Genomic DNA, 20,643 nt, shown 5'->3' with positions numbered 1-20,643 from the left:
GATCATGCTCAATATAAAACAGATACAGTATTTTGCAGCCTGTGCCAAAACAGGCTCCTTCAGCCAGGCAGCAGAACTGCTTTTTACCACGCAGTCAAATGTAAGCAAGGTGATCCGTTCCATGGAAGACGATATGCGTACCCAGCTGTTTGTCCGCCATGCAAAGGGCATAGAGCTGACACCGGAAGGAGAGCGTGCATATATCCATGTGCAGAGGATCCTGGAAAATATAGATGAACTGGAAATGCAGGCACAGCCACTTGCAAAAAGCAGCCTGTGTGTATGCTTTCATCCCAGCTCCTGGTTTGCGGATATCTTCGTAACGTATTATGAAGCACATAAGTGCGATGATCTTCATTATCAGGTTTACGCAGCAGATACCCATGAGATCATAAAACGTGTGAAAGGCAGACAGGATGATATGGGATTCGCCTATGTGATGCAGAATCAGCTGGCGGCGTTCCAGTATTTTCTTTCCCGGAATTACCTGGAATTTGAGCTGCTGACGGAAACCGAGGTAAATATTTATACCGGGAAAGGGAAAGCAGATGAGGGAGATTTTAATATGTCCCAGCTCAGGCTGATCCAGAGATTTCCCGATGAATTTTCCCCGGATAATTACCGGAACCTTGTAGAGGAAAACGGTCATTCCGCAGTGGAGGCAGAGACTGTAGTCGTAACAAACAGTGATTATATCGTGGAACGTCTTCTTGGGTCCGGAGAGTTGTGTAATATCAGTGGTGCGGATCTTTCCGGCCGTGATCCGGGATATTCCTCCGTGAAATATACATTTCCGGGAGAAGGCCAGAAACTTGTTTACGGGTGCATCTGCCGGAGAGGTGAAGAGCTCAGTGAACAGGGAAAGGATTTTCTGGGATTCGTGAAGGAAAGACTTCAGATTTCCGGAAAGTGATAAAAGAATAAAGCAAAAGACCAGACGGGATTTTTCTGCACGGGACACAGGTTCCGGATACAGAAAAGTCCCGTTTTTTATATGGAATACACATCCATGCTAAAACCGACTGTCCAATATCCCCGTACCGGGGTTGTCCGAAAGCTGTTAAATGATAAAATAATATCAGCAGCACACTCCGCGTGCTGAATATAAAAACACTGTGATGCACATAACCTCCGCGCACTCCTATTTGTGCATACAAATGTTTTGTCGAATAATAACACGACCCTTTCAAAAGCAGTTATGGTTTTGGATGCCATAACTGCTTTTGAAATATGAACACAAATCGCTCCACGATTTGTGTTCATGAGCATGCAGCAGAGCGGAATGCGAATGTCTGCCTTACTGTCTTACATGTAAGTAAAGGGAAGTGGGAAAGGAAAATTATGAACAAAGAAAATAAACTGGTCATCCGGATCCTGAAACGGATCCTTCTGCTTGCAGTGGTTATGTTTCTGCTGTCTGTGGTGGTGTTCTGGCTGGCGAGACTGGCGCCGGGAGATCCCCTACAGTCCTTTTACGGAGATTCCCTGGAAATGATGACCAGCGAGGAAGTGGCGGCGGCCAGAACGAGACTGGGACTGGATCAGGGGATCGGGGTACAGTATGTAAGGTGGTTTGCCAATGCAGTCCATGGTGACTTCGGATTGTCGCTGAAATACAGGCAGCCGGTTATGAATGTGATCAAACCGCTGATCGGAAATACTCTGGTGCTGGGAGGAATCGCTTATATTGTGATCTTTCTACTGGCAGTTCTGATCGCCATATTCTGTACGCTCCATGAGGATCAGTGGATCGACCGGCTGATCTGCAAGATCGGAACAGCAGCCTATTATGTGCCGGCTTTCTGGCTTGGTGTGGTACTGATCCTGATCTTCAGTGTAAATCTTGGATGGTTCCCAAGCAGCGGTGCCTATGATGTGGGAATGGCAGACAGTATCGGCAATCGTATGAAGCATATGATCCTTCCGCTGGTAGTAATGATCTTCAGCCATCTCTGGTATTACGCATATATGATACGTAACAAATTCCTGGATGAGGTGCGGAAGGATTATGTACTTCTTGCCAGATCCAAGGGACTTTCCAAAAGAAAGATCCTGTGGAAGCATTGTCTTCGAAATGTAATGCCGACGATCGTGAGTATCATGGCAGTTTCGGTACCCCATGTAACCGGTGGGACTGTAACTGTGGAAGCTGTTTTCAATTATGCGGGAATTGGAAACCTTGCAGTGGAATCTGCAAAATATCATGATTATAATCTGCTGATGATCGATGTGCTGATCACGGGATTTATCGTATTTTTAAGCAGCTTTGTTGCACAGACTGTCAATGAAGAGATCGATCCAAGAATGAAGGATTCGGAGGTGAGGGTATGGTAGTTGACCGGAAGCTTTCAGAAGCTGAGCTTTTTCAGGTAGTTGGTGCCGGGTGGAAGCAGCAAGAATCTGAAAAACGGAAAAAAACATTTCAGGAAAAGCTGAAGGGGAAACCGGTATTTTCTGCGTTTCTGCTTTTTCTGATCGTTTTGGGCTGTGTATTTGCAAATGTTGTGGCAAATCATGATCCCTCAGGTTTTTATCTCCAGAATCTGAATACACCGCCGGGAAAGGAATTTATCTTTGGAACGGATTCGCTTGGAAGAGATATTTATTCACTGATCTGGTATGGCGGACGGGTTTCTCTGGTGATCGGGCTTCTGGGAGCTGCGATCATTACTGTGATCGGTGTTACCTACGGATGTATCAGCGGAACAGCAGGTCCAAAGGTGGATTCGGTTCTGATGCGGTTTACGGAAATGTGCGGAAGTATTCCGACCCTTCTGCTGATCCTGATCCTGTCTGCGGTCCTTCAGGCCAATGATGTGATCAGCATATCTGTGATCATCGGTATTACCGGGTGGTTTGCACTGGCACGTATTGTAAGAAGTGAAGTGCGGCAGATAAGGAACAGTGATTATGTGATGTATGCAAGACTCTGCGGAGGAAGTTTTGGATATGTGATGTATCACCATCTGATACCGAATTTTGTTTCGGCGATCATGTTTGTGGTGATCTCTTCGATAAGCAGCTGTATTACCATGGAATCTACTTTAAGCTTTCTTGGTCTTGGACTTCCGGCAAATGTAGTCTCCTGGGGAAGTATGCTCTCACTGGCAAATAAAGCACTGATCATGAATACCTGGTGGGTGATCGTGATCCCGGGAGTTTTTCTGGTCATTACTTTAATGTGCATTACCAGTATGGGAAGCTTTGTGAGAAGTGAGGTAAATAATCATTACAGCAATCTCTGATGCAGTCAGAAAAAATATGTGGACGCAAACCGTGATAAAACATTCCAAGGTGTAGATAACCGGTTTGAAAATAAGGAAAGATGAGGAAAACAGAATGAAAAAGAGAACAGGAATCAACTATGGAAGAAAATATGCGGCGATAACACTGGCAGCAGTGACCGCAGCATGCACAGGAGCATCGGCAGGCAGTGCGGTAACCGTAGCTGCAGCAGAAGAAAACAAAACCCTGGTATATGCGGGTGAGTCAGAAAGTACGATCAATCCCCTTCTGAATAACCATGATGAACTTCCGGATCTTATTTTTTCAGGACTGATGAAATATGATGCCAATGGAAAGCCGGTAGAGGATCTTGCAGAGAGCTATACCTTTGACAAGGATACCAATACCTATACTTTTAAGCTTCGAGACGGTGTTAAGTGGCATGATGGAGAAGATTTCAATGCAGAGGATGTTGTATACACCTATAAGGAGCTTACAGAGGATGAAACCCTGGGAGCCAGTATCACCAGCAACTATCAGGACATTACAAGCATTGAGGCACCGGATGATCAGACGGTGATCTTTACACTGGATCAGTATGATGCTGCCATGCTGGATTACTTTACCATGGGAATCCTTCCTGAGCATCTTCTGGAAGGAGAGGACGTGAATACCACATCCTTTAACCAGAATCCGGTGGGAACAGGCCGTTATAAATTTGAAGACTGGGATGCTACCGGCGGAATGATCACACTGAAACGAAATGAAGATTATTACGGAAAGGTTCCGAATATTGAAACCGTTGTATACCGTACAGTGTCGGATGAGACTACAAAGGCAACCATGCTCCAGTCTGGTGAGGCGGATCTTGCATGGCTGAATTCCAACTATGCTTCTCAGTTCAAGGATAAGGACGGATATAATTACTGGGAGTTTACCACAGCAGATTACCGTGGAGCTGCCATGGATATGAGTACAGATTTCTGGAAGGAAAACGGAGATTCCATCGGCGTTCTGAATTATGCACTGGATAAGGATTCCATTATTGCAGGTGTTCTTGCAGGACAGGGAGAGGCGGCATACAGCCCGATCCAGAGAAACCCTCTCGGAACAGATAAGGAAGCCAATATCTACTCCTATGATCTGGACACCTTTGCAAAGAAGATGGAAGAGCTGGGATGGAAAAAAGGTGATGATGGGATCTATGAGAGAAACGGACAGAAATTCCACTTTACCATCCAGGTACGTGATTACGAAGAAGAGCGTGTGGATATTGCCAATGTCATGTCTGATATGCTGAAGCAGGCTGGTGTGGAAATGGAAGTAAAGCTTGTTACCAAATTTGATTGGGATGCAGGATACAATGGATTTCTTGCCGGCTATGCAACACAGTTTGACCCGGATATGGCATATGTAAACTTTGTAACCGACGCAAGTGGAAACAACATGCATTATTCCAATGCAGATGTGGATAAATATCTTGAGGAAGGCCGTCACGGTGAGACTGAGGAAGCCAGAAAAGAAGCATATAGTGAATTCGAAAAGGCATATGCCAAGGCACCTGGAATCCTTCTGGTTGCTTATCTTCAGGGAGATTATGTAGGCGTTTCCGGACTTGACGGACTGGATACCACACGTGTTCTGGGACATCATTCCGTAGGTGTTATGTGGAATATTGAAGACTGGACCATTACAAAATAAGGAAAAGATCATGCAGGAAACCGTTTTGGAATTAAAAAACTATTCGGTAAGCTTTGACACACCGGACGGCGAGGTACAGGCCGTCCGGAATATTGATCTTACGGTAAAAAAAGGAGAGATACTTTGTATCGTAGGTGAGTCCGGATGTGGAAAAACCGTTATGTGCCGTAGCGTGATGAAGCTTCTGCCACCGAATGCACATGTAAAAAGCGGAGAGATCAGTCTCTGCGGAGAGAATATCACAGCCTATAAAAGAAAAAAAATGGAAAAGCTGTGCGGAAGTAAGGTAAGCATGGTGTTCCAGGATCCTATGCTGACGCTGAATCCGACGATCCCTGTTGGCAAACAGATCACAGAGGCTATTATCAAAAATCAGAAAGTATCCAGGGATGAGGCGAAAAAAAGAGCTGTGGAAATGCTGAAGCTGGTAGGGATTCCGGATGCAGAACAGCGCTATGGCCTGCAGCCTCATTTTTTTTCCGGAGGAATGCGTCAGCGTTGTGTGCTGGCTATTGCACTGGCCTGTGATCCGGAAATATTATTTGCCGATGAGGCGACTACAGCATTGGATGCAACCGTGGAAGCAAGGATTCTGGATCTGCTTCTTGAGCTGAGAGAAAAAACAGGGATCAGTATTGTGTTCATATCTCATGATCTGGGAGCTGTTGCAAGGATCGCAGACAGAGTTGCAGTTATGTATGCAGGAAAGATCATTGAGATCGGGACAGCGGAAGATGTTTATTATGATCCCCGGCATCCTTATACCTGGGGACTTCTGTCTTCTCTGCCTGTATTTGCAGGTGAAAAAGGGGAGTTGAATCCAATCCCCGGAATGCCGCCCTCTCTTTTGGATCCTCCGCCGGGAGATGCGTTTGCCGTTCGGAATCCCCAGGCACTGGCAATCGATTATGAACAGACTCCTCCGATGTTTAAGGTCAGTGATACGCATTATGCAGCCACATGGCTTCTGGATGAAAGAGCTCCGAAAATAGAAAAGCCCTCCATTTTGAAGGACAGATTACAGAAAAACAGCTGCCATAAACAGAAACCGGATAAAAAGGAAGCGCCATTTTTACAGAAAACAGAACAGAAACAGGCGCCTGTACTGATCGAAGCCAGAAATCTGAAGCAGCATTTCCGTATCCGTTCCGATTATACGATCCATGCAGTGGATGATGTTTCCTTCAGTATCCGGGAAGGTGAGATCATGGCACTGGTGGGAGAGACCGGCTGCGGGAAATCCACGACAGCCAGAACGCTTGCAGGAATCTACCGGCCTACAGGCGGGGAGATCTTTTATCAGGGAGAAAGAGTGCCGGATAAAAAGGATCCTTTCGGAATGCGGAAGAAAATGCAGACTGAGATCCAGATGATCTTTCAGGATTCGGGCGCTGCACTGAATCCCCGAATGAGCATACGGCAGATCATGCTGGAGCCTGTAAAGATCAGCCGCAGGATCCGTGACAGAGAAATGCTGGAGAACAGGCTTCGGGAAATCCTGAAGGAGACAGGACTGGATGAAAGCATTCTGTTGAAAAAGCCGGGAGAGCTTTCCGGCGGACAGAGACAGAGAGTTGCCATAGGAAGAAGCCTTCTCATGGAACCACGTCTTATCATTGCAGATGAACCGATCGCATCGTTGGATATTTCTATCCAGGCACAGATCGTCATGCTTTTTAAAAAGCTTCAGCAGGAAAAAAGATTTTCGTTTCTTTTTATTGCCCATGATCTGTCCATGGTACGTTTTTTAAGTGATACAACAGGTGTGATGAAAAACGGAAAGCTGGTAGAAATGGCACCTACAAAAGAGCTTTTTGAAAATCCGCAGCATCCTTATACACAGTCCCTGCTTTCTGCGATCCATATCCCGGATCCGCTGGAAGAGAGAAAACGGAGGCTGATCGAGTATGAAGAGCCACAGTCTCTTGGAGAGGGCTGGAAAGAATTATCCGCATGTCACTGTGTGAGAATATAAGAACATAATGGAATACAGATGCATGACAAAATGGAATATGTAAAATCCCCCCGCCGGGGTTGTGGCAGAACAGCCGTGTTGTTAAACTTTTGTTATTCGAAATACTGAGAAACAAAGTGCGGAGAGGAAAATATGGGAAAATATATAATAAAACGGTTGCTGCAGTTGATCCCGGTCCTGATCGGGATCACATTTCTTTCTTTTGCCATGATGCGGCTTGCCGGCGGAGATGCAGTAACTTATATGTATGAAAATGCAGGCTCTGCAGTATCTCAGGAGGTCATTGATAATGCAAAGACAGAATATGGCCTTGATAAACCATTCCTTGTACAATATGCTGCCTGGTTTGCGGGAATGGTAACCGGAGATATGGGAGAGAGCTATGTGTCTCACAGAGATGTCTATGAAACCTTTATTTCAAAGCTTCCGGCAACGATGATGCTGACTCTGTCATCAATCCTTCTTACAATTGTTCTTGCGATCCCGTTGGGAATCCTGTCAGCAGTAAAGCACAACAAATGGGTAGATTATCTGATAAGATTTTTAAGCTTTATCGGCAATTCCATGCCGAATTTTTTTGCTGCCATGGTCCTGATGTATTTTCTGTCCATCAGGCTGGGCGTTTTACCGGTAGTCACAAATACAGATCTCGGACAGAGTATTATTCTGCCGACACTGACACTGGCGATCTCCATGGCTGCAAAATATACCAGACAGGTGCGTGCCACGGTTCTTGAAGAACTGAATAAGGATTATGTGACCGGAGCCCGGGCAAGAGGGATCCGCAGTCGTGTGATCATCTGGAAGAGTGTAATGAAGGCTTCCATGCTGACGATCATCACACTGCTGGCTCTGTCCATCGGCAATCTTTTGGGAGGAACTGCCATTGTGGAAAATATCTTTATGTGGGATGGTGTCGGAAAACTGGCGGTAGATGCGATCACCATGCGTGACTATCCGATCATCCAGGCTTATGTGGCCTGGATGGCGGTTATTTATGTTCTGGTAAATCTGGTGACAGATATTATTTACCACTATCTGGATCCGAGAGTACGACTTGGAGGTGACAGAGCATGAGTGGAAAAAATAATATCACAGTCCGGAAGCAGAAGATCCGGAAAAATCATACAAAAGCAAAGCTCGTCTTTTTTCTTGTGCTTACAGCAGTGCTTCTGTTTGTAGCGGCATTTGCAAAATATCTCTGCCCTTATGATCCTTATGCCCAGGATCTGGCACTTGCTCAGAAACCGCCGGGACCGGAGCATCTGCTCGGGACAGACCGTTATGGAAGAGATATGCTTTCCCGTGTGATCATAGGAAGTACGACCAGTATTTATGCAACACTGCTCCTGGTTGCGGTGATCACGGTGGTGGGAACGGCTATTGGTATTTTCTGTGGCTGGAAGGGCGGCAAAGCCGATACCGTTCTGATGCGTATCTCCGATCTGTTCCTGGCTTTTCCGGGACTGGTATTTGCCCTGGCAGTAGCAGGTGTTCTGGGAGGCGGTATCCAAAATGCCATTATTGCCCTGGCGGTGATCAGCTGGCCGAAGTTTGCAAGACTTGCCAGAGGGCTTACTCTGACTCAGAAGGACTCTGCATATCTTATGGCGGCAAAGCTTTCCGGGAGCAGTACAGGAAAGCTTCTGCTCAAACATATCCTTCCAAATATTGCAGGCCCCATACTTGTTACGTCAGTTCTTGATATTGGAACCATGATGATGGAGCTGGCAGGACTTTCCTTTCTCGGACTTGGTGTAAAGCCTCCAATGGCAGAATGGGGAAGTATGATCAACGATGGAAGAAGTATGCTGCAGATTTCACCGTGGATGGTACTTGCGCCGGGAATGGCGATTTTTATTACGGTAATGATCTTTAATCTTCTGGGAGATACGATCCGGGATTATATGGATCCGAAGGAACGAAACAGGAGAAAAGGATAACAGGCACTTATAAATAAATATAACACAGAAAGTGAGAGCGGAGATTATGAAGAAAAAGATTCTGGCAGCAGTGCTTGCAGCGGCAATGGTCATGAGCATGACGGGAGTTCCGGCAGCAGCAAAAAGCAAAGAAAAGAGTGAAGGAACTACCTTTGTTTACGGAACTACCGGATACAGTGAAGAAATGGGAGATGCAGGATTAAACCCTCACGACAATTATTCCGGATGGAGCTGTCTGCGTTATGGTGTAGGAGAAACATTGTTTAAGTACAATGACAACATGGAGGTAGAGCCATGGCTTGCTACAGACTATGAATTTACAGACGATAATACAGTAAAGATCACCCTTCGTGACGGTGTGAAATTTTCCAGCGGAAGAACCATGGACGGAGAAGCGGTAAAGGAATGTCTGGAAGATCTGATCGCAAACCATGACCGTGCACCTTACGATATGAAGATCGATAAGATCGAAGCAGATGGAATGACAGTAACGATCCATACTTCCGAACCATGTCCGGCACTGATCAATTATCTCGGTGATCCATATGGTGCTATCATTGATATGGATTATGGCGTACAGGGAGAGGGCGGCTCTGCAAATGTGGCAGGAACAGGCCCTTATGTTGCAACAGAGGTATCTCCAACAGAGATCAAGTTGGTAAAAAATGAGGATTACTGGGGCGGAGATGTAAAGGTAGACAACGTTATCGTAAAATCCTTCTCAGACGGAAGTGCCCTGACAGCAGCATTACAGACAGGCGATATACAGGGAACTTATGGACTTCAGTATGACAACTATGCGCTTTTTGACGGAAATCCGGACTATCAGATCAGCTCTGTAGCAACAAGCCGATGTTTCTTCGGACAGTTTAATATGAAGTCTGAACTGATGCAGGATCAGAATGTGAGAAAAGCCATTGAGATGGGAATCGATAAGGACGGTTTCTGCAGTGTGATCATGGAAGGACGAGGTGTTCCGGCAGTGGGAGCCTTCCCAAGCAGCTTTTCCTATGGAAACGATGCAGTAAAGGCACCGTCCTATGATCCGGAAGAGGCGAAAAAGCTTCTGGAAGAATCCGGATGGACAGATACGGATGGAGATGGCTATGCAGATAAGGACGGAAAGAAGCTGTCCATCACATGGCTGACCTATCCAACCCGTCTGGAACAGCCTAAGCTTGCAGAATATGCACAGTCCACTTTAAAGGACATCGGAATTGAGGTCGATGTCAACAATACAGCAGACCATGCGACGTATGCAAAGAATGGAGAATTTGATGTATATGTAAGCTCGCTTACAACTGCACCTACCGGTGATCCGGAATATTTCTTCACAAGTACAGTTGTATCTGATGCTGCCAAAAATTATGGCAAATACAGCAATTCGGATCTTGATGATATCGTGGCGAAGCTGCATGAGACCTTTGATACAGATGAGAGAAGCAAGCTTGCTGTGGACGCACAGCAGACCATTCTGGATGATGATGCGTATTTCTTTGTTTCTCATCTGAATATGGGACTTGTGTCAAAGTCAAATGTATCGGGGCTGACTGCCCATCCATGTGATTATTACGAGATCACAGCAGATCTGGAAGTGAAATAAGATGGAATCATTGTTGAAGCTTGAGCATGTGACGATCTGCTACAACGGAGAGCCGGTTGTACATGATGTGGATCTGGAACTGAATAAAGGGGAGATTCTGGGTGTAGTAGGCGAATCCGGAAGCGGAAAAAGTACTATTATCAAGGCAATCATGGGACTTCTGGGAAATGAAGGCATGGTGACAGAAGGAGATATCTGGTACAAGGGAAAAAATATAGTGGATATGCCGGAAAAAGAACTCCGCACACTTCTGGGACCGGAGATCGCCATGATCTTTCAGGATTCAGGAGCAGCTCTTTGCCCCATCCGTACCGTAGGTGACCAGATTTATGAAAGTCTCCGTGAACACGAAAAGATCAGCCGCCATGAATGCGACAGACGTGCGTTGGAAATGATGGCGAAGATCGGGCTCAAAGATGGAGGGCGTGTTTTAAAGAGCTATCCTTTTGAACTGTCCGGTGGTATGAACCAGCGGGTGGGAATCTGCATTTCCATGCTGCAGAATCCATCACTTCTTCTGGCAGATGAGCCTACCAGCGCGTTGGATGTAACAGTACAGAAACAGGTGGTTGAGGAAATGCTGCTGATGCGCCGGGAGTATGAAACAGCCATGGTCGTTGTCACACACAACATCGGCGTAGTAGAAAAAATGGCAGATCAGGTTCTGGTACTGAAAAACGGAGAAGTGAGAGAATATGGAAAAACAGCTCAGGTCCTGACAGCTCCGACAGATCCTTATACAAAAGAACTTATGCGTTCGGTACTTCGCCTGAAACGTGCAGGCACCGGAAATGGAGGAAGATGATGGCAGAAAAAATCCTGGAAGTGCAGAATCTGAAAAAGACATTTTTATCCGGGAAAAAATCCTTCACGGCTGTGGAAGATGTGAGCTTTTTTCTGAACGCGGGAGAAGTTCTTGGTATCGTGGGCGAATCCGGTTCCGGAAAAAGTACAGTGGCAAAAATGATCACGCATCTAACGGATATTACAGATGGAAAGATTTTTTTCCTGGGAAAAGATATCACACATGCGAAGGGAAAAGCTCTCCGGGAAACTTACCGGGAACTTCAGATGGTCTTCCAGACACCGGCAGAATCCTTTGACCCCAGATGCACTCTTGGGGACGGCATCGGGGAAAGTCTCCGGAATATGGGGATAAGTAAGAAGGAAACTAGGAACCGTGTGGAAAAGCTTCTGCTTACCTGCGGACTGACTCCGGAATATGCAGATCGGTATCCCCATCAGGTCAGCGGAGGGGAGTGCCAGAGAGCGGCTATTGCCAGAGCCCTGGCTGTGGAACCCAGAGTGCTGATCTGTGATGAAGCAACCAGCGCCCTGGATGTGACTGTGCAGAAACAGATCATGGAGCTGCTTCAGAAGTTAAAAAAAGAAAACCAGCTATCCTTTCTTTTTATCTGCCATGACCTGGCCCTTGTCCAGCTGTTCTGCGACCGGGTGATCGTGATGCATGACGGACATGTGGAAGAGGAAGGGACACCGGAAGAGATCATTGAGCATCCGAAGACAGAGTATACGGAGCAGCTGATCCGGTCGGTGCTGTGATAATGACAGATAAAAACAAAAGAACGAACCCCTCAGTAGTGCGAATACTGAGGGCTTTTTTGTATGTTACACGTTGACGCATTTTCCCTCACCCGATATAATTAAAAAAGAACCAAAACCGAATGAAAACGGAATAAATAATATAGAGGAGACCACAAAAAATGGCAGAAAATTTACAGATCAGACTGGCAGATCCAAAGGAGGCAGACCGTCTGGCAGAAATCGAGGCAATCTGTTTCCCACCTGCGGAAGCAGCAAGCCATGAGGACGTTGTGAACCGTATGGGAGCATTCCCGGAGAACTTTGTAGTAGCGGTAAAGAACGATCAGATCGTAGGATTTATCAACGGAGGAACCACAGATAAACCGGTACTTCCGGACGAATTTTATCATGATATCACTCTTCATAAAAAAGACGGAGAGATCCAGACCGTATTCGGACTGAACGTGATCCCAGAATACCGTCATCAGGGAATCGCCGGAGAACTTGTGGAATACTTCAAGAACCTTGCGAAAGAGCGTGGAAAAAAAGCCCTGATCCTTACCTGTAAGGAGCATATGATTCCATTCTATGAGAGCCACGGACTGAAGAAACTGGGCGTTGCAGACTCCTGCCACGGCGGAGCAACCTGGTATGATATGCAGATCTGGTTCTGAGAGAGGAAAAACAAATGAGAATACGAATGTACAATGTAGGATTCGGGGACTGTTTCTGCATTCGTGACAGAAAAAGCAGCCTGCTTGTGGATTTCGGAGCAGCCAACAGCAAGATCGAAGGACGGCCGCGCAGAGAAGTTTTTGACGTGATCATCTCAGACCTTACCACCATCCGCAAAAAAAATCTTCTTCTGACACATTTTCATCCGGACCATGTTTCCGGATTGCTTTATATGATGCGTTACCGAAGAGATGCCTACGAATTTGAAAAGATCTATCTTCCGGATGTATTTTCCGGTCCGGAAATGAAATACACACTGGCGCTTCTGCTCCTTGCGGATGTGACAAAAAAGGCCAGCCTTCCCGGAAGACGTGTCAGCCTTTTTGCCCTTGCAGAAGCTCTTTGCGCCAGAAGGGTAAAGATCGACCTTTTATCCAGAGGCTCAGAGTTTGAGGGAAAATATACAGCGCTCTGGCCGGATCTCAGGGAAGTCAGCCGGGAAACGGAGGACGTATTTAATTCCCTGATCGAGAATCATGAAAACGCAATGACCGAGCTTGTGAACATTGCGGAGGAGGTACGTCAGCTGTTCCTGTCTATGACAGAGGAGATGACGGAAGCAGAGCAGAAATCTGCTCCACTGTCTGAGGCATCTTTGGTGGAAGAGGATACAGAGGAATCCGAGCGCTCTTTGACAGGACAGACAGAGCCTGGTGGGGAAAATGAAGGATATACGCAGGAGAAGCTGGAGCTTATAATGGAAGATACAGGCGTAGCAGCTGAGGATACAGCAGAGGCTCCGGAAGAAGCCGAAAAAGAGAGAGCACGTCGCCTTAAACCGGAAAAGCTGGAAAAGAAATTCCGTGAATTACAGGCAACCGGAGAATTTCAGGCACTTCTGGAAAGTGCGGAAAAACAGGGGCATTTTTTGCGTCAGTTCCGCCACAAGATCAGTCTGGCATTTCAGAATACCGGCGACGGAGAGCTGAATCTTCTGTTTACCGGAGATGTACAGCCACAGTACATGAGGATGATCGCAGAAAACTATGATGGGAGGATTCCGCTTCATGAGCATTACTGGTGTATCAAGGTACCACATCATGGTACGGAATCCCATTTCTTTGATTTCAGCAGCTTCTCCCCGGAGAATATGATGATCCCCAACGGAGCCTACTACGACAACAGCAAGAAGAAATCCAAGAATCAGCGCACTTCCATGCAGTACGGCGGTTTATTTTATATTAATGACGCGCATATGTATTGTTCCAACTGTGACTGCTGTGACAGCTACGAAAATGGATGTTCCTGCAGGGAATACGATGTGATCTCACCGGCTTATTATAAGGATATCTGAGCCAGACAAATAAAGGGGAAAAAATAATCAAACTCAAAGTTACTATGTTAAAAGTAAGAAATTGTAAAACCATTAATGGTAGGGAATATTACGGAAACTACAGTGTAGTAAAATAGTAGAGGATGTATATAAAAAAGTAGGAACTTTTCTAAAATAATTGGGATTAGTTCCTACTTTTCTACATTATATATATATTAGATAGTTCTCTTTAAGAGACTATATAAATCCCTTAAAGATGATTTTCAACATTTGCTTATCCACGTATTCTGTTTAAAAAAGGAGTGGGATACGAATGAAGGATGGACTGCAAGGGGATACGATCAGGAAAGCACGGATAGAAAATGAAATGACGCAGGAACAGTTGGAAGAAGAAATAAATATTAGTCCTACACATATGAAACGTATTGAAAGTGAGCATAGAAAACCGTCAGTAGAGGTACTGTTTGCTTTAGCAGATACATTAAATTTTTCTATAGATGCTTTGCTTATGGAAGCGCAGCCTGTTAAACATCAGAAACGCATGAATGAATTGAATCTTATGATGGATAAGTGTACGGATGAAGAATTGGATGTGTTTATAGCTGCTCTGCGTGAATTGATGAAACATAAAAGATAAAGAAGGAAAGGCCGTTTTCTCTTATTACAGAGGAAAGGCCTTTTATTTTATGCTTCTAATTTTTTAATTTCTTTTTTTATAAAATCTGCAGTTTCTTCTGGAGTGGCCAGATAAGAATTATATTCATTATTAAGATTTTCTATATAATCAATAAAAATAGATAAGAATCCAGACTCATTGATTAAAAGATACATTGTTTGTTCATTAGAGTTTTCAAATGAGAGATAACCAGATTGAGTATTCACACATAAATGAAGATTTATAGGTAGTTGATCTAACGGTTTTTTGAGAAGATGATAGTGCCCTGAGAGGCAGTAAGGAAGAAGTGCTTTAAGCATTGAAAGGCGTTCTTCTGGTAAAAAAGGCCGGGCAAACTCAGAAGGTATTTCATAAAGACATCCTGTATATATAAAATGTTCAATTCCCTTTTCTGTAAAATAAATATGCATGTCCTGGCTTTCAATTGTATGAAGTGCTTTTTTGAAAAAAGATCTAATCAGAGGAAGCAGCTGTTCGCGTTCTGATATTTGAGGTCGAAGTGCGTTTTCTATAATATTTTCAGATATAAAAGGTGTGAAGCAGGACTCTGGTTGCAAAACGTAGTTAGGAGCAGTTTGGACTGCAATACTGTTAAGAAATGTGAGATTCTCAGGACTCATATGAAAAACCTGAAATAGTGAAGAACATTTCTCTTGGATTGAATTATATAATTCATGAAACTGAGAGACTAAATTAACGTCTTTAAAAAATATACCAGATTGTAAGTCAGATGATAAAGACATTGCATAATCTGTAGTAAGAATTAAGTAAGGAAAAATATTCATATTATAAAAATGTGAATGTACATTATCATAAAAACAGTATGCCTGATAGTTTAAAGATTGTGAATAAAGAGGAAATATTGTTTTTAAATATTCCAAATTACAGGATTTGTTATCGGTCGTGAGCGAATTAGTTTTATTTAAACAAAAAATATGATGTATTTCTAATGAGTCAGGAAAATCCATGCTAGCTAACAAAGAAAATAAAAATTTGTTATCGGGTTGGAGAAGTAAATGAATCAATCCGTTTTTTCTGGAAGCTTCTTTTGAAAAGATAATTCTTAGAATGCGATTGATTTCAAATTGTGTATGTAATGGAAAACAGGGAGCGTCTTCTAAAGTTTTTTCTAAAATATTGTTTGAAAATTCATTTTCGGAAATCTTGAGTTGGGTTGAGAAAATATCAGGAAAATGTATGAAGAATTCTTCTACGCTTTTTCTTCTGTAATAGGAGCTTGGGGTGGTAAGACTGATATGATAAGTTTCTGAAAACTTTTGATATTCAGAAGGCGTTAACTGGAAAAATTCAGCCATTTTCACAAAAATTTCATGTTTTGGGGGACGCCGAGTTCCGTTGATGATTTTGTACATGGTGGAACGATCTATATTGCAATATTTGATAAGGGAATTGACACTCATATTTTCTTTGGAATGTATTAAATTTTTTAAAAAATCTGAAAATTCTGTCATCAATAAATTCTCCTAAACGCTATTTTTCTCTTTTAGAGATATTATAAATCTCTAAAAGAGAAAATACAAGAAAAAAGCTGTCCACAAGAATGCCACGGATTGATAAAGATAAGATAGAAATAAATAATAAAAGATATATTAAACAAGGAGGATGGGAATGTACATATTTTTCTTTTTTGATTTGGGACTAATTGGAGCTGCTATGTTGGTTTTAATAGTGTTAGGTATAACAACGGTAGGAACTCTGGGAGAGTGGATTGCAGAAAATTATGTTATTGTTATGGCGATAATATTATTGGTAAGCGTTATAAAAACTCTGATTTTGGGAAAGGAAGCAAAACATGGACCAGGAAATTAAAGAAGGAACATTTAATAGTTGCTTTTATTTATCTGAGGTGAAATTACCTGATAGTATAACATCTATTGAAAGAGGTGCTTTTGACGTGTGTAGTGAATTATCCAAAATTGTATTACCTGAAAAATTGAAAAAATTAGGGAAATCTGTTTTTTATTCTTGTGATAAATTATCAGAGATTACTATTCCATCAAGTTTAACGAAGATAGATCAGGGCGCATTCGAAATGTGTGATAATTTAAAAATAGTTTATTATACGGGAAGTGAGAAATTATGGAAAAAAATCAATATAGGTGATGATAATGAGGCATTATTAGATACAGAGATTCAATATAATAATTGAAACTAAAGGGGGATTTAAGAATGAAAATCAGTTGTAAAAGATTAGTTATAGTAACAGTTTGTTTGTTAATATTTATTACCTTCCCATTAAAGATAAATGCTTCATCAAAGTTAGAAGAGCCAAAAATAAAAAGTATAAATTCAGTAAATGCTAGATATTTAAAGATAACTTGGAAAGAATGCCAGAATGTTTCAGGTTATATTATTTATCGTGATAATAAGAAACTGAATGAAATAAAAAATAGAAGAAAAACAACTTGGATAGATAAAAAGGTTGAATTTGGAAAGAAGTATAAATATTCAATAAGATCGTACAAGACATATAAGAATAAACGCATATATAGTGCGAGAAGCAAAAATGTTACAGGAAGTATTAAATTAGGTTCGCCTAAATTAACCCCAATTAAATATTGGAGCTCGGCAGCACCCTCTGCATCTGGACAAGAATATAGAACAACTTGGAAAAAAGTACAAAATGCTGATGGATATATAGTGGAAACAAAAGAATATGGTTGGGATGGAAGTAATGGATATAGTTATTTAAAGAGGACAAAACAAACATATGCATCTATTCAATTTTCAGATGTTTACAAATTTGGATTCAGAGTAAGGGCATATAAAGTTGTCAAAGGGAAAAATGTTTATGGGCCATACAGTCAATGGGTGTGGAAAAAAATGTATTAATAAAAATATTTAAAATAAGAGGGAGAATATGAAGAGAGAAAGAACAGTAAACAATAGTATTAAATATATGATAATGGGTGTTGTTTTTATAATGACGTTAATTGTGTCAACTCAAACAACGGTATTGGCTGCTAAGAGTAAATCTTATTCATTAGTAGTCAGTGGTGCAGGAACTTGGAATGGCGATAAGGATGGAATGGTAAAAATTTTACAGAAAAATACATTATTCCTTGAAAATTCTGTATATACATTTTGCTATGATACAGATACAGGAGGAACACGAAAAGATTCTTATCAAAAGGCAATTGATACTGCGTATAGAAATTGTACGAAAAATGATACGGCATTCTTTTTCCATAGTGGGCATGGAATGGAGGGACTTACTAAGGGCATGGGGATTTTGCTGAAAAACAGCAAAAAAATAGGCAATGATAGCATTCCACTTTCTTGGTATGGATATAAGGAACTTCTAAATAAGCTTGGAAGTGTTAATTGTAAACATATGGTTGTGATTATTCATGCATGCGAATCTGGTGCAGTTCAGCAGGCATATAATAAACTTTCGGCAGACAAGAAGAATAAGATTTCTCTATTCTGGTCATCGAAAAAGAATGAGCCGAGCTATAAAAATGAGAGCTTACCCTACTCTGTATACGGACAAGCAGTTATTCAAATGATGGGGTATAACGGAGAAATTGGAGGAGATCAGAATAAAGATGGTGTTTTAACTGTAAAAGAGTTAGGGGTATCAATAAATGGATATATTGATAAAGTAAGTGAATATCATAAAGTTCCATCAAAAAAATATCAAACACCGGGATACTGTTCAGAAAAAAATAAAAATACACCAATATATAGCTTAGCATCTGCAAATTCGGGATTAGGAAAGATAAAAACTCCTCAGATTAAAAAAATTGATAATTCAAAGCAAAATAAAATTGAAATAACATGGGATAAAATTTCAGGAGTATCTGGATATGTGATATATACTTCAAATACAAAAAAAATAAAGTATACAAAATGTAAAACAATAAAAGGTAGTTTGTCAAAAACAATAATTAATATTGGAAATGGAAAATCCATGTATGTAAAAATACGTGCATTAAAAAAGAAAAATGGCAAATATGTATATAGTGGATTTTCCAATGCAAAAAAGGTAACAGAAATAGGCGGTATATGGTATCAGAAAGTTCTTAAAAGCAAAAATGGAAGATATAATGTACAGAGATGTTTTGGCCAAGATCTACAGAAGTGTATAGCGAATAGAAATGAATTTACATATTATCAGGTGACAGATATAAATAAAGATGGTATAAAAGAATTAATTCTTCATTCAGATATAAATTCGCCGTATGATGGAAATTATATATTACTTTTAACATACTATAATAATAAAGTGAAACCGTTACTTTACGTGGGCGGTAGTGGGAAACGAGGAGGTTATTATATATCCGGAAAGAATTTCATCGTGAAGATGGGTGGCAGTGATTTTTATTATTTGGGATATTTTACGATAAAAGCAGGAAAATTAGTAGTAACAAGACAGTTACAATATACAATGGAAAAGAATAGAACAGAATATAAGGAAATATGTTATTATAATAAACGGAAAATTACATATACAGAATATTCGAATTTGCGTCAGAAATATAATACTAATGGGTTAAAAGAGATATCATTTAAACAAATAACAGTATAAAAATCAAAATAAAAGGGGCTATGGAAACATAGCTTCTTTTTGTTGAGAAAAGGATGTACATATTGAATATAGGAAATTATAATAATATGCAAAAGATTTACAGAGGCTTTTGAAAAGAATACAGGAGGGAAAATTTTGAAGCAGATCGCAGATTTACACATCCATTCCAGATTTTCCATGGCAACAAGCAGAGACGGGACCGTGGAGATGCTGGATCTGTGGGCCAGGAAAAAGGGGATTACGCTGATTGGAACGGGAGATATGACACACCCTGTCTGGAGGCAGGAACTGAAAGAAAAGCTGATTCCGGCAGAGCAGGGGCTGTTCCGGCTGAAAGAAGAGTATATTTTGCCGGAGGCCGCCCGGTATCCGGGAAAAGCACCCAGTTTTGTTCTGTCCGGTGAGATCAGTTCCATCTATAAAAAAGGTGGCAGAACCAGGAAAGTGCACAGCCTGATCCTGCTTCCCGGATTCAAAGAAGCGGATGATTTTGCCGCAAGGCTGGAAAAGATCGGAAATATACACTCAGACGGGCGTCCGATCCTTGGCTTGCCCTGTCATGATCTTCTGGAGATCATGCTGGAAGTCAGTGAGGAAGGCATGTATATTCCGGCGCATATCTGGACGCCACATTTTTCCCTGTTTGGGGCAAAGTCCGGTTTTGATACCATAGAAGAGTGCTTTGAGGATCTGACTCCGTACATTCATGCACTGGAAACCGGACTGTCCTCAGATCCAGTGATGAACTGGCAGATTTCGGCGCTGGATGGATATCAGCTGGTATCACACTCTGATGCACATTCCCCGTCAAAACTTGGACGGGAAGCAGATCTTCTGGATATTGAGCTTTCCTACCGGGGCTTGTGGAATGCGGTGCAGAAGGGAGAAGGACTTACGGGCACCATCGAATTTTTTCCGGAAGAGGGAAAGTATCATTATGACGGACACCGGAAATGCGGCGTGTGCCTGAGTCCGAAAGAGGCAGAGAGGTATAACGGTATCTGCCCGGTCTGCGGAAAGAAGCTGACCATGGGTGTGGATCACAGGATCCTGCAGTTATCAGATCGTGACGAGAGTTCAGTGGCCATGCCGGAAAGCGGCCGTCCTTATGAAAGCCTGATGCCGCTACCGGAGGTGATCTCCGCCTGCGTGGGATTTTCCACGGCAAGCAAAAAAGTTCAGGGACAGTACGAGGCGCTGCTTGAAAGACTGGGTGCGGAATTTACCATATTGAGAGAGGTTCCGCCGGAAGATATCCGAAAAGCCGGCGGAGAAGTTCTGGCGGAAGGCATCCGGCGGCTCCGTGCAGGAGAAGTGGTGCGGAAACCGGGATCTGACGGAGAATATGGAAAAATAGAATTGTTTTAAGCGAATCAGGTAAGTCCTCTGCGGGGTTGCGAATATCGGCTTGATCC

General features: G+C 42.6%; 18 protein-coding genes and 1 pseudogene. 18 read left to right on the top strand and 1 reads right to left on the bottom strand.

Annotated features, from left to right (window positions below; translation table 11 throughout):
* Positions 1-4 precede the first annotated feature (4 nt).
* The 13 genes from GPK58_RS02980 to GPK58_RS02920 all read left to right on the top strand — a co-directional run bounded on the left by GPK58_RS02980 (position 5) and on the right by GPK58_RS02920 (position 14,637).
* Positions 5-913, top strand: coding sequence for a LysR family transcriptional regulator (locus GPK58_RS02980; protein WP_215638169.1), 909 nt, complete (start codon positions 5-7; stop codon positions 911-913).
* A gap of 428 nt (positions 914-1,341) precedes the next feature.
* Entirely contained in the window at positions 1,342-2,334 is a 993-nt protein-coding gene (locus tag GPK58_RS02975) for an ABC transporter permease (protein ID WP_215638168.1), read from the top strand.
* A complete protein-coding gene (locus tag GPK58_RS02970) occupies positions 2,328-3,245 on the top strand; it encodes an ABC transporter permease (protein ID WP_215638167.1) in 918 nt (305 codons plus the stop codon). The genes GPK58_RS02975 and GPK58_RS02970 overlap by 7 nt, the downstream gene beginning before the upstream one ends.
* A gap of 94 nt (positions 3,246-3,339) precedes the next feature.
* Positions 3,340-4,926 (top strand): ABC transporter substrate-binding protein, encoded by a 1,587-nt coding sequence (locus tag GPK58_RS02965; protein ID WP_215638166.1) that lies wholly within the window; start codon positions 3,340-3,342, stop codon positions 4,924-4,926.
* 25 nt (positions 4,927-4,951) lie between these two features.
* A complete protein-coding gene (locus GPK58_RS13195) occupies positions 4,952-6,901 on the top strand; it encodes a dipeptide ABC transporter ATP-binding protein (RefSeq protein WP_276571942.1) in 1,950 nt (649 codons plus the stop codon).
* A gap of 132 nt (positions 6,902-7,033) precedes the next feature.
* Positions 7,034-7,978 carry a nickel ABC transporter permease gene (nikB, locus tag GPK58_RS02955; protein ID WP_215638164.1) on the top strand — a complete coding sequence of 315 codons (945 nt, stop codon included), beginning with the start codon at positions 7,034-7,036 and terminating at the stop codon, positions 7,976-7,978.
* Positions 7,975-8,844 carry a nickel transporter permease gene (nikC, locus tag GPK58_RS02950; protein WP_195273706.1) on the top strand — a complete coding sequence of 290 codons (870 nt, stop codon included), beginning with the start codon at positions 7,975-7,977 and terminating at the stop codon, positions 8,842-8,844. The genes nikB and nikC overlap by 4 nt, the downstream gene beginning before the upstream one ends.
* A gap of 46 nt (positions 8,845-8,890) precedes the next feature.
* Positions 8,891-10,447: an ABC transporter substrate-binding protein gene (locus tag GPK58_RS02945; protein WP_215638163.1), complete on the top strand. Its 1,557-nt coding sequence runs from the start codon at positions 8,891-8,893 to the stop codon at positions 10,445-10,447.
* 1 nt (position 10,448) lies between these two features.
* Complete coding sequence (locus GPK58_RS02940; RefSeq protein ID WP_215638162.1) at positions 10,449-11,252, top strand: ABC transporter ATP-binding protein; 804 nt, start codon at positions 10,449-10,451, stop codon at positions 11,250-11,252.
* Positions 11,252-12,010 (top strand): ABC transporter ATP-binding protein, encoded by a 759-nt coding sequence (locus GPK58_RS02935; RefSeq protein ID WP_215638161.1) that lies wholly within the window; start codon positions 11,252-11,254, stop codon positions 12,008-12,010. Before GPK58_RS02940 ends, GPK58_RS02935 begins: the two co-directional genes overlap by 1 nt.
* A 161-nt stretch (positions 12,011-12,171) precedes the next feature.
* Positions 12,172-12,666 (top strand): GNAT family N-acetyltransferase, encoded by a 495-nt coding sequence (locus GPK58_RS02930; RefSeq protein ID WP_173722330.1) that lies wholly within the window; start codon positions 12,172-12,174, stop codon positions 12,664-12,666.
* Between the two features lie 14 nt (positions 12,667-12,680).
* A complete protein-coding gene (locus GPK58_RS02925) occupies positions 12,681-14,021 on the top strand; it encodes an MBL fold metallo-hydrolase (protein ID WP_252195748.1) in 1,341 nt (446 codons plus the stop codon).
* 292 nt (positions 14,022-14,313) lie between these two features.
* The gene (locus GPK58_RS02920; RefSeq protein WP_215638160.1) at positions 14,314-14,637 is read left to right on the top strand and encodes a helix-turn-helix domain-containing protein; all 324 of its coding nucleotides are present in this window, start codon (positions 14,314-14,316) and stop codon (positions 14,635-14,637) included.
* A gap of 47 nt (positions 14,638-14,684) precedes the next feature.
* Here the strand turns inward: GPK58_RS02920 and GPK58_RS02915 are convergent, their stop codons facing one another.
* A complete protein-coding gene (locus GPK58_RS02915; protein ID WP_215638159.1) occupies positions 14,685-16,148 on the bottom strand; it encodes a helix-turn-helix domain-containing protein in 1,464 nt (487 codons plus the stop codon).
* Positions 16,149-16,305: 157 nt separating this feature from the next.
* Between GPK58_RS02915 and GPK58_RS02910 the strand changes: the two genes are divergently transcribed.
* The 5 genes and pseudogenes from GPK58_RS02910 to GPK58_RS02890 form a co-directional block, all read left to right on the top strand.
* On the top strand, positions 16,306-16,506 hold the full coding sequence (locus GPK58_RS02910) for a hypothetical protein (protein WP_215638158.1): 201 nt from the start codon (positions 16,306-16,308) through the stop codon (positions 16,504-16,506).
* Positions 16,490-16,846, top strand: coding sequence for a leucine-rich repeat domain-containing protein (locus GPK58_RS02905; RefSeq protein ID WP_215638157.1), 357 nt, complete (start codon positions 16,490-16,492; stop codon positions 16,844-16,846). Before GPK58_RS02910 ends, GPK58_RS02905 begins: the two co-directional genes overlap by 17 nt.
* 20 nt (positions 16,847-16,866) lie before the next feature.
* Positions 16,867-17,529, top strand: a complete 663-nt coding sequence (locus tag GPK58_RS02900; protein WP_215638156.1) for a hypothetical protein — start codon at positions 16,867-16,869, stop codon at positions 17,527-17,529.
* A 28-nt stretch (positions 17,530-17,557) separates the two neighbouring features.
* On the top strand, positions 17,558-19,228 hold the full coding sequence (locus tag GPK58_RS02895) for a caspase family protein (RefSeq protein WP_215638155.1): 1,671 nt from the start codon (positions 17,558-17,560) through the stop codon (positions 19,226-19,228).
* 177 nt (positions 19,229-19,405) lie between these two features.
* A pseudogene (locus GPK58_RS02890) lies at positions 19,406-20,593 on the top strand (endonuclease Q family protein); the annotation flags it as partial.
* Between the last annotated feature and the right edge of the window lie 50 nt (positions 20,594-20,643).

Source organism: Blautia sp. MCC270 (assembly GCF_018785605.1).
In the GTDB taxonomy this organism is placed as follows: Bacteria; Bacillota; Clostridia; order Lachnospirales; family Lachnospiraceae; genus Blautia_A; species Blautia_A fusiformis.
Note: the sequence above shows the minus strand (reverse complement) of the source record. Positions and strands in the feature narration are given on the sequence as shown.